General features: G+C 59.6%; 14 protein-coding genes. 11 read left to right on the forward strand and 3 right to left on the reverse strand.

Features of this window, described 5'->3' with window-relative positions; all coding sequences use genetic code 11:
• The first annotated feature begins 12 nt into the window (after positions 1-12).
• From F3J20_RS06835 to F3J20_RS06875, 9 genes are all read left to right on the forward strand, one after another.
• The gene (locus F3J20_RS06835) at positions 13-1,071 is read left to right on the forward strand and encodes a maleylacetate reductase (RefSeq protein WP_167282726.1); all 1,059 of its coding nucleotides are present in this window, start codon (positions 13-15) and stop codon (positions 1,069-1,071) included.
• Between the two features lie 42 nt (positions 1,072-1,113).
• The gene (locus tag F3J20_RS06840) at positions 1,114-1,866 is read left to right on the forward strand and encodes an NIPSNAP family protein (protein ID WP_167282651.1); all 753 of its coding nucleotides are present in this window, start codon (positions 1,114-1,116) and stop codon (positions 1,864-1,866) included.
• A 105-nt stretch (positions 1,867-1,971) separates the two neighbouring features.
• Positions 1,972-2,838: an intradiol ring-cleavage dioxygenase gene (locus F3J20_RS06845; RefSeq protein WP_167282653.1), complete on the forward strand. Its 867-nt coding sequence runs from the start codon at positions 1,972-1,974 to the stop codon at positions 2,836-2,838.
• Between the two features lie 4 nt (positions 2,839-2,842).
• Positions 2,843-3,166 (forward strand): YciI family protein, encoded by a 324-nt coding sequence (locus tag F3J20_RS06850; RefSeq protein ID WP_167282655.1) that lies wholly within the window; start codon positions 2,843-2,845, stop codon positions 3,164-3,166.
• Positions 3,163-4,041: an NAD(P)-dependent oxidoreductase gene (locus F3J20_RS06855; protein WP_275691445.1), complete on the forward strand. Its 879-nt coding sequence runs from the start codon at positions 3,163-3,165 to the stop codon at positions 4,039-4,041. The genes F3J20_RS06850 and F3J20_RS06855 overlap by 4 nt, the downstream gene beginning before the upstream one ends.
• A gap of 47 nt (positions 4,042-4,088) precedes the next feature.
• On the forward strand, positions 4,089-4,304 hold the full coding sequence (locus F3J20_RS06860) for a hypothetical protein (protein WP_167282659.1): 216 nt from the start codon (positions 4,089-4,091) through the stop codon (positions 4,302-4,304).
• 3 nt (positions 4,305-4,307) lie between these two features.
• Positions 4,308-4,697 carry a nuclear transport factor 2 family protein gene (locus tag F3J20_RS06865; protein WP_167282660.1) on the forward strand — a complete coding sequence of 130 codons (390 nt, stop codon included), beginning with the start codon at positions 4,308-4,310 and terminating at the stop codon, positions 4,695-4,697.
• Between the two features lie 478 nt (positions 4,698-5,175).
• Entirely contained in the window at positions 5,176-5,880 is a 705-nt protein-coding gene (locus F3J20_RS06870; protein ID WP_167282662.1) for a hypothetical protein, read from the forward strand.
• Positions 5,834-6,565: a Fic family protein gene (locus tag F3J20_RS06875; protein WP_167282664.1), complete on the forward strand. Its 732-nt coding sequence runs from the start codon at positions 5,834-5,836 to the stop codon at positions 6,563-6,565. Before F3J20_RS06870 ends, F3J20_RS06875 begins: the two co-directional genes overlap by 47 nt.
• A gap of 746 nt (positions 6,566-7,311) precedes the next feature.
• Here the strand turns inward: F3J20_RS06875 and F3J20_RS06880 are convergent.
• The 3 genes from F3J20_RS06880 to F3J20_RS06890 are packed head-to-tail and all read right to left on the reverse strand — an operon-like array spanning position 7,312 to position 10,704.
• Positions 7,312-9,261, reverse strand: coding sequence for a hypothetical protein (locus F3J20_RS06880; RefSeq protein ID WP_167282666.1), 1,950 nt, complete (start codon positions 9,259-9,261; stop codon positions 7,312-7,314).
• The gene (locus F3J20_RS06885) at positions 9,245-10,030 is read right to left on the reverse strand and encodes a PP2C family serine/threonine-protein phosphatase (protein WP_167282668.1); all 786 of its coding nucleotides are present in this window, start codon (positions 10,028-10,030) and stop codon (positions 9,245-9,247) included. The genes F3J20_RS06880 and F3J20_RS06885 overlap by 17 nt, the downstream gene beginning before the upstream one ends.
• On the reverse strand, positions 10,027-10,704 hold the full coding sequence (locus F3J20_RS06890) for a VWA domain-containing protein (RefSeq protein ID WP_167282670.1): 678 nt from the start codon (positions 10,702-10,704) through the stop codon (positions 10,027-10,029). Before F3J20_RS06890 ends, F3J20_RS06885 begins: the two co-directional genes overlap by 4 nt.
• 81 nt (positions 10,705-10,785) lie before the next feature.
• Here F3J20_RS06890 and F3J20_RS06895 point away from each other — a divergent pair, with 81 nt between their 5' ends.
• Positions 10,786-11,706: a hypothetical protein gene (locus F3J20_RS06895; RefSeq protein ID WP_167282672.1), complete on the forward strand. Its 921-nt coding sequence runs from the start codon at positions 10,786-10,788 to the stop codon at positions 11,704-11,706.
• A gap of 145 nt (positions 11,707-11,851) precedes the next feature.
• Positions 11,852-12,652 (forward strand): hypothetical protein, encoded by an 801-nt coding sequence (locus F3J20_RS06900; RefSeq protein WP_167282674.1) that lies wholly within the window; start codon positions 11,852-11,854, stop codon positions 12,650-12,652.
• Positions 12,653-12,721 lie beyond the last annotated feature (69 nt).

Consider the following 12,721-nt stretch of genomic DNA (forward strand, 5'->3'; position numbering starts at 1 on the left):
GCCATGCAGACCATACAGTCATTCGTGCACGAGACCCATGCGACGCGGGTCGTGTTCGGCCCTGGCAGCCGCCGGTTTGTGCCGCGTGAGCTCGACGCGCTCGGCGTGCGGCGCGCGCTCGTGCTGACCACGCCGGAGCAGACCGGGCTTGGCCAGGAGATCGCCGGGATTCTCGGCGACCGATGCGCCGGCGTGCTGGGCAGCGCAGTCATGCATGTGCCGATCGATGTCGCGCGCAGCGCGATAGAGGCTGCCCGTCGACTGGGGGCGGACGCCTGCGTCGCGGCCGGCGGCGGTTCGACGATCGGTCTTGCCAAGGCGATCGCGCTCGAATCCGATCTGCCGATCGTCGCGTTGCCCACGACCTACGCGGGCTCGGAAATGACGCCGCTCTACGGCATCACCGACGGCGGGATCAAGAAGACCGGGCGCGACTGGCGCGTGCTGCCCCGCAACGTCATCTACGACCCGGAGCTGACGCTGACGCTGCCCCCAGCCCTGAGCATGACGAGCGGCATGAATGCGATTGCGCATGCGGCCGAAGCGCTATACGGGCAGGATGGCAGTCCGGTCTACAGTTTGATGGCCGAAGAGGGCATTCGCGCGCTCGCGCATGCGCTGCCCCGGCTGCGCGAGGCCCCGGCCGATCTCGATGCGCGCGGCGACGCGCAATATGGCACCTGGCTGTGCGGCACGGTGCTCGGCAACGTGCAGATGGGGTTGCACCACAAGCTGTGCCATACGCTCGGGGGCAGCTTCAATCTGCCTCACGCAGAGGTGCACACGGTGATCCTGCCGCATGCGCTCGCGTACAACGCGGACGCGGCGCCGCGTGCGATGGCCCGCATCGCGCGTGCGCTCGAAGCGCCGCAGGCCGTCGGCGGGCTCTACGCGCTCGGCCAGTCGCTCGGCGTGCCGCGGTCGCTGCGGGAACTCGGCATGCCGGCGGACGCACTCGATCGCGCCGCCGACCTGGTGGTGCAAACGCCGTATCCGAATCCGCGGCCGCTCGAACGCGGCGCAATCCGCGCGTTGCTGCAGCGCGCGTATGAAGGCGTTGAACCAGCCTGATATCGCCCGCTCCGCGCAATCCCGTCACGAGGCATGCCAGCAATGCTGATCGAACACCGTTCCTACACCTTGCGAGCGGGTGCCGCCGACCTGTTCTGGGCGGCGCAGCGCAAGCGCGGCGACCACGGTCTGCAGCCGATACTCGAGCGTCTGATCGGTTCGTTTGCGGCCTGCACGGGCTCGCTGGATCAGATCGTCAGCCTGTATCGCTACGACAGTTTCGATGATTGGCAAACGCGTCTGCTGGGCCTTTACGGGGAAGCCGGGCTGCGGGCGTACTTCGATTGCGTTCGCCCGCTGATCGTGCATCAGGAAAGCCGATTTCTCGTGCCGGCCCCGCTGACCGAATTGACGCCTCACTGGGGCAACGGTCGTGACTGGCTCGCTTCGCAGGGAGCGCTGTTCGACGTATCGCGAGGCGCGGGCGTTGTCGAGGAAACGACGCTGAGCTTTTCCGCCGGCGGGGTGCCGGCCTGCTGGAATGTCTTCCGGCAGCATGCGCTTGCCGAGGATCCCGCTGCGATGGCGGGGCTCTTTGCCGGCTTCGCCAGCATCGTCGGTTCACTCAATCAGGTTCTGCTATATCGGTGTTTTCCGGACGTTCAGGCTTGGTCAGCGCATCGCGCGGCATTACAGCGGTCCGCGCGCTGGAACGACTTCATGCATGAGATCGCGTCGCTGACCGTGCGTAGCAGCCGGCAGTTGCTCGCCCCTTCTCGCATCACGGACATGGCGCCGATGTTTGCGCATTCGAGCGCCTCGCCCGCTCGGGCCGGCGAATGGCGCGGGCGATGAGCCTAGGAGCGGGTAGCCGCCAATAAGACCTGGCCGGCCGGTAACGGGCGTGTCGCCCGATCCGGGCCGGGAAACACTGTTGAATTCAATCGAAACGGAGACACGATGAGAAACATGACCGAAGCCGAACTGACCGACGTGGTGCTGGAACGGTACGCGAGCACACCGGACCCGCGCCTGCGCACGGTCCTGCAATCGTTGATCCGTCATCTGCACGCGTTCGTGCGTGACGTGCGCCTGACCGAAAGCGAATGGATCGCGGGCATCGAGTTTCTGACCCGAACAGGCCAGATCAGCGACAACAAGCGGCAGGAGATGATCCTGCTGTCCGACAACCTCGGCATTTCCGCGCTCGTCAACATGGTCAGCGCCGGCATGGAAGAAGGTGCGACAGAGTCGACGGTCCTTGGGCCGTTTTACGTGCCGGGGTCGCCTGAGCGCAAATGGGGCGAGTCGGTGATGCTGCGTGACGGCGACGATACGCCGCTGGTGATTCACGGCCGCGTGGTCGACGGCGATGGAAATCCGGTGCCCGACGCGAAGATCGAGATATGGCAGACCGACTCGAACGGCATGTACGACATCCAGGATCGGTCGCAGCCCGAGGACAACCTGCGGGGCTGGTATCACGCGAAGCCGGATGGCGCGTTTCTGATGAAGACCATTCGGCCCACCTCTTATCCGATTCCGACGGACGGGCCGGTCGGCGTACTGTTGCGCGCAACGGCGCGGCATCCGTTTCGTCCCGCCCACGTGCACGCGATGGTGTCCGCGCCCGGATTCAGAAAGCTGACGACGCACCTGTTCGACGCGGAAGATGACTACCTCGATTCGGACGTCGTGTTCGCGGTGAAATCGTCGCTGATTCGCGAGTTCAAGCGTAATGACTCGCCGGAGGCAGCGGAGAAATTCGGCGTGCGCGGACCCTTCTGGGAACTCGCGAACGACTTCGTCCTTACCCGGAACGGATAACGCCATGTTCTTCGCCGTGATTGCCAGAGACCATCTCCACAGCACCGCGCTGCGCGCGCAAACCAAAGCACGCCATCGGGCTCATCTGGATGCCGCTCGAGGATTGCGAGTGCTCCAAAGCGGACCGCTGCTGGATGAAAAGGGGGCTGAATCGGGATCGCTGCTGATTCTCGAGGCCGATGTGATCGATGCTGTCCAGGCCTTCATGGCGGCCGATCCTTATGTGCAAGCGGGGCTCTTCGACCGGGTGGAGATTTATCCGTGGGCATGGCGGCGCGGCAATCCGTATCTGGCGGATCACGCGAAGGAACAGGAGATCATGCGATGAACATAGTGTGGCTGGGCTTCGGCAAGATGGGTGAACCGATGGCCGCGCGCGTCGCGGCGGCCGGACATGCGCTGCGGGTATTCGATATCAGTGAGGGGCGCCGTGCCGCCGCGCGCTCCCGGAGCATGTCCGTGGTCGAATCGCTCGAAGGCGCGCTTGCCCAGGCGGACGCGATCGTCAGTTCGCTTCCCCATGATGCGGCCGCGTTGCACCTGCTCACCGGTGAAGGCGGCGCGCTGCGCCATGCGAAACCGGGCGTGCTCCTGATCGAGACCAGCACGATTTCGGTCAGCGCGTCGGTGGCGGTCGCCAATAGCGCCGCGGCGCGGGAGATGGGGTATCTCCGTGCGCCGATCTCCGGCTCGATCGCGGCTGCGGCGAACGGCACGTTGACGACATTCGTATCGGGGCCCCTGGCGGTGATCGAACACGCCTGGCCGATTGTCTCGGCATGGGCGTCGACCATCCGCGTAGTGGGCGACGCCGAGCAGGCGCGCGTGATGAAGCTCGCGGTCAACCTGATGGTGACCACGCTTGTCGCGAGCCTTGGCGAGGCGTATGCGCTGTGCACGAAAGGCGGCATCGCGCCGAAGGCCGCGCTCGACGCCATCAGCGCGAGCGCCATTGGCTCGCCGCACCTGAAGTTCAAGGCCGATGCGCTCGAACGTCTCGACTTCACGCCGACCTTTACCGTGGCGCAGATGCGCAAGGACCTGAAGCTGATTTCCGACGGCGCGCGCGAGCTCAGCGTGCCGGTCCTGCTGGGCGCGGCGGTGGAGCAGATCATGTGTGCCACTGAAGCTTCCGGCTTCGGCGACGAAGACTATCTCGCGTGCGCGAAGGTGATCGCCGGACTCTCTGGCCGGACGGTTTAGCAGATTCTCGGGATCACTCGGGTACGTTCGGGGCGTCAGTTGGATTTGTGCCGCTTATCGTCGAGCAGCGCATCGAACAGAGCCGCATGCTCAAGGCGAGTCGCGGTCTGACGGTATCGATGGCGGCGCAGAGTTTTCATCTGGCGCCCGAGGTTTCGGATTCCGCGGACGTCATTGCTCACGGCGAGATTGCGATGTCCGGCGATGACATGAACGCCCTCGGCGGCGAAGAGGCTGTCCGGGCTATCTATTTAGGAGCATGAAGAATGAGTGACGAAAACCAGGCGATCGAGCAGGTTCAACAACTCGAAGACGCACGGTATGCGGCAATGGTCAGCAAGGATATTCCAACGCTTGACCGCTTGCTGGACGACAAGCTGATCTATATGCACTCTTCAGGCGTTGCAGACACCAAATCCAGCTACCTGGAAGGCCTGCGCACTGGGGTCTGGGACTATCACGGTATCGATCGTACGGAGCTTCGCTATCAGATCGATGGGGATATCGTGCTGGTATTCGGCAAACTGGCTATTCGCATGATGATCCGCGGTGTGTTCAAGGCGTTCGAGAGTCGGGCACTCGCGGTCTGGGTTCGAAAGCGCGAAGGTTGGCGTCTGCTTGCCGTGCAGTCGGGGGTGATTCCGGGTGTGTGTTGAAGGAGTCGGTGGTACAGGAGGCTGCTTCACCCGGACACGTCGGCTGAGCCGATGTAATCCGAAGGGGACGAAATGAGCAGAACGAGAGCCGGCGGCCTCTGAACCACTATGAACGGAATGTCACAGCCTGCCGGCCACGCTTGTCCGGTCACTGGGCAAGTGTGTAGACAAGCATATAGGGCGGATACGCTTTACGGTATCAGGCCTGCATGGATCGTTCCAATCTCTGTGAGGCTACCAGTCCGCGATACTCTCAGGATTGCGACGGTGGCGTTGGGATGAGCGACTTGTGGTGGTCTGCCGGCGCAATGCAGACCTTTGACGCTTCATGAACGACTGCGAGAAGCCCCCGTCGGGGACGTCCAGTTGACGAAACATGCTGTTGATCCGGCAAGTTTTGTATCTATAACTCATTGTTTGATAAGGATTTTAAGATGGGTTATAATGGAACCTCGTACGCCGGATCTGGAGGTGATCGATGAACCTGGACAGCAAGCTGTTGATGTCGCTGAAGAAGCGCTCGGGTAACGTCGTGCTTCGACGTGAACTGACTGGCCTGGGGAGTTCGTCGCACCTGAGCACGGCGCTTCAGCATCTCGTTGCCGATGGACGCCTCGTTCGACTTGGAGCGGGTGTTTATGCCAAGACCAGTCGGGATCCGGAAGGCAGGGCGCGATTTGCCGTCGGTTGTGACATGCTGTTGCGCGAGGCGCTCGGGAAACTAGGTGTCACGGTGCTTGATGTGACAATCCAGCACGAAAACGGTCGCTCCGTCTGTCTGGTTGATACAGGCACGAGCCGGATCTCCCGCAAGCTAGGCTGGGATAACATCCGGGTACGGTATGTTGGGCAACACGAAAGACCGCAGACCGGCGCAATCCCCACGTTACCTACGGATGTCGACAAGCTGCCAACCCAAAACGTCGGGAAGTTTGTCGAGCGGCTCGCGCAAGCCTACGGCATTCAATACCGGCGCTCGGGCCTCGACGATTTCGCCGAGGCAGTGACGCGAGCGGCGGGTGACGATGTCAAGCTCGATCTCACAGGTAAGCTGCTGGTTGCACTCAAGAAGCAGGATCGGATTAATGGCCGGCAGTTTGCCCGGTTGATGGCAAACCACATAAGGGAAATCAAGCGTGTTCGATCCGTTCGGAGACTACGAAACCAGGGGATACCTGCGTAACGTCGACAGTATCAAGGATCTGGACGAACTCAAGTACATAGAACACGGATTTTTCGAATCGAATCTCGAGGCGGCATTGGCGTACCTTCATGCCATCAAAGGTTCGATTACGTACGTGCATTTCCTTGAGGTTCACCGGATCCTGTTCAGTGAGTTTTACCCTTGGGCAGGCCAGGATCGCCATGCTCTCGGTGTTGGACGACTGGTCGGGAAGGGGCAGAGAATACAGTTCGAAGCTTCGGAGTTATGCCAGCTTGCCGTTGAATGGGGCCTGTCGGCAGGCAACAATCCGAAGACGATGCGTGAAAAGCCGGGGATGGTCATGGGCGCTTTCGCCTGGGGGCATCCTTTTCTGGACGGGAACGGCCGCACCATGCTTCTCGTCCATGCGGAGCTCTGCCACCGCGCAGGATTCGCCATTGACTGGAATGCGTCCCGGAAAGACGATTACCTGGAATCGCTTACCCGGGAGCTGGAAAATCCCCAAGGCAAGCACCTGGACGCCTATCTCCTCCCATTGATGGCCGCTCCCATTGGCCGGGGCGATCTCCGCGACCACCTTATGTCATTGCCGGGTCTGAACGGAGAGGATGGGAGCGATGCTCCGAACATCGTGTATCGGGCGGACGATGCTGAGGCAAACCAAAACTACCTCGAGTTGAAGCGTGCGCGTGGGGAGAATTGAGCGGCGTGCCGCGCCCTCAACTGGGAGTTCAGCGACACATGGTGGCGAGCATGTGGTGCGGATCGTCGAATGGCGCGTCAATTTAGCGGCTGCGCGTGTGCCGAAGTCATCTAGATCGCACGGAGAAGTGATTCAGAACATGAGGGCAAAGCTCCACTCTTCGTCCGAGATAACTGCCGGGTATGGCCTGCGTTTTGTCATCCTGTCACGATACTAGGTTCGGCTAAACGCGCTTAAACATACGCTCTAGTGCGAGGAAGATGACTGAATGGGGATGCAGACAGCTCCATAACGTAAATAGTTGTCGTCACATTGCCATTGTCCATCGTCCGACACGCGATGTGCATTTGCGGGCATCGCCAACGGCACACAACCGTTGGGGCCGAACGTCGTTCCAGCAGGACAGTACGTGGGATACGGTTGCTGTAACGCACTAGGACAGCCGAGCCGGTCAACACCCGGAGGGCACGAAGACGTGCTGGCGACGGAATTCGGTGGTGCCACCGCCGCGGCTGCCTTAGGTGGCGTCGCGGAGTAGCCGCTTGCTGTCGCAACGTTCTGATTTGGTGGTGGTATTTGTGTTGATGCCGGCGTCACCGGCCCAACGGCTTTCCCACGGAATGCGTTTAAGAACTGCTCCACTTGCCTGGTGGCGTCCTGTGCATGGCCTACCATGGCATGGGACCCGCCAACCAATAGAGCGAGTACCCCCAAGTGCTTGAAGATCCTACGGCGCCGCGTATCAGTCATGGCTTCCTCAATACGACATCAAGGTCGGCCTTGGCCTGCGCCAGCGCTTGATGTGCCGCTTCCAGGGAGCCTGTCGCATTGTTCTGTCGAGCGACGATTTCGTTGCGTACATTCTGAAGATGCGTCGCACCGTCACGAAGCTGTTGCTCAAGGCGCGCTCGAAGACCTGCAATCTTTGAGTTCACCGAGCTGACGTCCTGAGGACTGGGTGCGATAGTGTTTGAGGGGACGAACCGTTGTTCAAGGGTCTTTCGCCAGCCCATCAAATTAGCAGTCAGTCCCGCGCCAAAGCCGGGGACGGCTGCGATAGCCGATGGCGTGATATCGGCGGCGGTCTCTATGCCAAAGGATGCGAGAGTCAGTTTGCGCTGCTCACCGACGCCGGATATTTTGGCCGAACGAATGAAGTGCCGGTCTAGGTAATCGTGCAACTGACGAGCAAGCAGTGTCGAGTGCAGCTGTTTTATCTCCCGTGCCAGCGCTTGGGGGAGATCGTCAATCTGTGCTTTGATTTGGCTAAGGTCTCGCATTACCTCTCCAATGCGTCGGTCGGCTCGCAGGCGCTCATATTCCTGCAATATGCCATCGTAATTCCGCTGTGCGACATCAACTTTGGTTTTGCGGGCATTTAGCTCGACGGGGGAGAGTGGGTTGACGCTCCTGATTGCAAATCCGCCTGCTAACAGCCACAGCCACCAAAGCTTTGGTGCTATTAGGGCCAGCGCAAAGGCGACGAAGCAAATAAACCCATACGCTAACGTGACGTTCGATACCCCTTTACGGGCGGACGCCGGAATTGGCGCGCCGGTCGGGTTAAGTCGTGGCGGCGTGAATGCAGGGAGCGCTGGTAATGTGCCGAGTGTCTGGATCTGGGACCACAGCGCTGCAATATTGGCGCCGACAGTCTGAAAGTTGATGTTTGGTCCCGTTGCTGCTGCGTGCGTGAAGTATGGCGTTCCTGCTTTATCTCTCTCGCACCAGAGGCAAGTGTGCAGATGATTAGGGTACTTGTGCTTCGGTTCAACACTGCACGCGCGAAGAGAGTGCAGCAGTCCCTCAAGAGCGCTGACCCATTCCGCAGCCTTCGGTCGGCCGGACTTCGCGCCGACCTCTGTGAAGGCCCGCCAGAACATGTCGCCGATTTTGGTCGGCAGATAGTCCAAACTTAGGGCCTTGGGCGGCATGTCGTTCATACGGGCAAGATGGTCTTGGCCGTATGCAAAGCGGAACTCTTTTATCGACCGTTCGAGCGGAAGGTCATAGGGTGTCTTCGGAACACCCGAGAACGGGTGCCGAGCCATAAAGAGCAACTGGAATATGAGGACAGCGAGGCCGAAGTTATCGTGGTTCGCCGTTCGGGTCACTCCGTGGAATGAACTGAGCCCCTGAAGCTCAGGTGGCGTGTAATGGGGAACGCCTACCGTGCAAGGGTAGCTTGCGGACGACGTATTGACGTGAAACGAGTCACAGTCGAGCAGTTTGACGGTCGCTTGATGGCTGACAATAATGTTGTTTTCATTGACGTCGCCAATGGCATGGCCGTGGGCATGTATCGCATCAAACGCCGCCGCTACGTTACGCGCCGTTCCGACGAGGAACGCGAAGTCAGCCTTCGGAAATTGGTGACGACGACTCCCAACGCCGTACAGCTCGTGTACCGGGTGGTAGCCGGAGAACTTCGGCATGGTGAAGCCGTTGACAGGGCCCGGGCGCTTTGAAAGCAGGACGCTGATTGGCCATGCGGATATCTGTTTGAGATAGGAGTCGCCGACTTGCGCCATCGCGCGAAGCTTTGCCTGGCGCTCGGAGGGGAGTGCGTGCAGATATATTTTCGCAGCAACGTTTTCACCATTATGCATGGCGTCGAATACAGCGCCTTCACCGCCTTCGCCGAGCTTCTTGCCGAGTTGAAGCTGGTTACCCTGCTCATCAAACGCCGCCGACACTGCCTGCTCCTGACATTCGCGTAGCAAGAATCAACGTCTTGTCGTCGTCCGTGCGTTCGTTAATCGCGTCGCCAGCCAGAAAACGCTTGAGTGCAGCGCAAAGCTCGTCGGTCTGGTCATCCGAAGAGGCTCGGAGAGCCCTGAACATCGGCTGAAAAAACGGCTCGTGTACCGTTTGCGTTGCGAAAACAAGCGCTAGTCGCTGCAATCCGTCCGTAAACAATGCGACTTCGTCTGTTGTGTCACGAGTTTCGCAGCGAAGATGCTCGGCGGCGTTTGCGTCGGTCACGAAGTACGTCATGTTGGCGTATTCGCCGGACTCCGGCCAAAAAACGGGCGACAAGGCGTCGTCACGACGCGCAACGATTGCTCCGTCGCCAACTTGGAAGTACGTCGCTTGGGTCGGTCCAATAATCGCGCCGAGCAGAGTGCAGGCAAGGTCGCGCGTCGTGGCCCCTCGTTCCGTGGCGGCACTTTCTATCTTCGCTCGTACGGCATCGAGGACGCTTGATGCCAGCGACGGGGAAAATGCTCCCTCGCCCGATCTTTCGACTTTGGCGAGGAGGGTCTGTCCGCCGGTCTCGCATGCAATCTCGGAGCCGATTTCGCCGAATTTCGCGCTACCTGCACCGTCGGCAGCCAAAGCAACCAGATAACTGGCACCAGTGGCGTCAACGGTTACATGGTAGAAGCAACTGTCTTGGCACGGGTCCGAGCTATGGCTGTGGGAGCTACCGACGACTGAAGCGCCAATGACCGCCCAGTTCACACGGACGCCCAGCCAGTAGGCAACGCAAGCGGGACTTCGGTGCCCGGAGTAGAGCGGGAGACAGCGCCCATAGAGGACGACAGCCACTTGAAGAGTTCGCGGAATTTGAGACCTTGCAGGGAAACTGGTTGGCGCGTCGAAATCTGGGCCAAAACGTCCATATTTGCACCCTGGATGCCCACGGCGAAGAACGCAAATTTCTTCGAAGCTTCGCCCTCGCGAACGCGCGCCGCTGCTGCCTGCCACGAGTCAGTCGGGCCGCCGTCCGTAATCAAGAATACCCAAGGACGGTAGTACGAAATGCCGTTAGCCTTGTACTCAGCCTTGCGTGCCTCAAGCGTGTCCAGTGCGAGGTTGATTGCCGACCCCATCGGCGTATCACCTTGTGCCGTCAACGTCGGCGGGAAGAAGTTCGGAGCGGTATGAAATGGCATTTCCAGTGTGGCGGGGCCGAAGCTGACAATCGCCGTGTCAACGCGCTTCATCGCGAGCGAATCGGCTGCCAGTTCGTCCTTGAACGTTACCAATCCCGCGTTCAGTTGGGCAATCGCGTCGCCGGCCATCGAGCCGGAGCGATCCAGAACCAAAACGCAGGGGCATCGTTGTTCGGGGTTTTCGGCAAAGTTATCTGTGCCGAACGCTATCTGGGTGGCGAAGTCGTTGTGTTCGTTCATGGTCTTCTCGCTGCGCAGTGCTAGCTATCCTCGAAACCGCGCGTTAGTATTCGTTCTTGAGGCAATAATAATCCAAGAAACATGTCCGCAAGTAAAGCCCCGGCGTACTTTAGTTTGCTGGTTGCTGTCGCGGCGGGCGTGCTCATTTCCGGGACAAACAGGACTACGCCGAGCGGCGCGGCTCCCTCTCCAGAGATTGCGAGTGCGCCGGCGACCGCGACTCAACAGCCAAAAGCAAACGCTGCCAGACCTGTCGTCTGGAAGTTACAAACTTTGAGTATTGGCTCATTGCGGCTGCGCGCGACGCTGCCTGTGTTGCCGGGAAATGCAAAATGTATACGGCCGGGGCCTACCGAAGACGAAGTCAGTATCTGTCAGCCCTCAGAGGCGGGGGCTGATGACCCTCACTGGCAGGTGCGCGTAGTTACACAGCGAGACCGATTTGTGCCTGCGACATGGTTCGAAGAAGAAATTCAATCGCTGCGTGCGTTGCCTGCTGACGTACTGACCCGACAACTCGGGAACGAGGCGAATCGTGTGACGAGCGCGGCTTTCACGGATGCTGAAATCGTTCCTCAAGCGGATATTCCCGGCGCGATTGCGATTCAGGGAGCCGCATCGGGTCCACCGGAGTTCGCATCTTCGCGCCAACAGTCTTGCATTTACGCGTACCTGTTGGCGGCCAATCGCCCCACGACCCTTTTATATTGCACTGGAAATTTCAGTGGCACGCTTACTGGCGCAACAACAATTATTTCTTCTCTAACGAAGGTGAATCCATCGTTAGAATACAAGCGGACTAGTGCGCAGGCGGCAGAACATAGCCGTTATCTGAGACGCCTGAAAGCTGCCGGTGGGGCGGCTGGTTCACCCGAGCTTGCGGCGTCAGAGCAGGTGTACGAGCAGGCGGCGCAAAGCGAATGTCAGAAGTATCCGCCTATATCGCAGGAGCGATTCCAATGCTTTGAGGGGTTCGCAGCGAATCGCTTGGCGGCACTTTGAAGGGTTTCGTAGCAAATTCGAGCATTAGCTATACTGCGCGATCCGCGTGTAGTGAGGGTAGGTGGTCCAGCACCGATGCACTTTGCACGCACAAGAAAGCACAAGACCAGTTATTAGCACGCTCAACGTGCTATTGGGGAATAGCATGGCAGCATTGGGAAGTGGCCTGATGGTAGTTGGTGTACTCACTGCCTTGGTCGGCGTTGGAGGCTTTGTCGACACCCGCAAGGTGGATCGGCGATACAAGACAGGCTATAAGAACAACGAACCTGATACCAGAAATTTTGGCCGCGCAGGTAAGGTTTTGCTTTACGGCATTGGCATCTGCATCGTCGGAGCGGCTATCAACAGTTTTCTTGATTCGAAAGAGGGAGCATCGCCTGCCGCCGCCGTCGAAAGCCAGAGCGCGGCTGCTCCGGAATCTGTCCAGGCTGCTGCCAGCGATGCAAGCCCGTCACCGGCTGCTGTGGTAAAGCTGGACCCAAGCGCGACACAAACCTTTCAGCAGAGCCCCGATGTGCTGTCGTCAAATGAGCGAATCTTGAATTCTGATACAACTCTCGCAGAAAGGGGCAATCCGGCACAACCTCCGCAAAACGGCAGCGTTTCTAATGGCAGTGCTATGCCGACAAGCCAGTCGCAGACGTTTCTGACAAGCTTTGATTGTAGGCGGGCAACTCACGACGATGAAATTGCGATTTGCGGTGACGCAGGGCTGGCGGCTATGGATCGACAGTTGAGTCGGTTGTACGCTGCGGCGATGAAGACTATCTCGGACCCGCAGGCTCTGAAGCAGTCTGAGTCTGACTGGGTACTGGCTCGGCGAATGTGCGATAAGGACGTTGACTGCCTTCGCCATTTATACGGAGAACGCATTGGGCAGTTTTTGGGGGCGATGGGTTCGAAGCCATTGCTTGCTACTGATTCGCAGACCGAGAAGCAGTAAGGTTTTTTCTCAGACGCTCTCCCAGATTCGATGCTATTTGGATAGTTTGCGCTGAGTCATTTCCTGGGG

Source organism: Paraburkholderia sp. Cy-641 (assembly GCF_011752945.1).
In the GTDB taxonomy this organism is placed as follows: domain Bacteria; phylum Pseudomonadota; class Gammaproteobacteria; order Burkholderiales; family Burkholderiaceae; genus Paraburkholderia.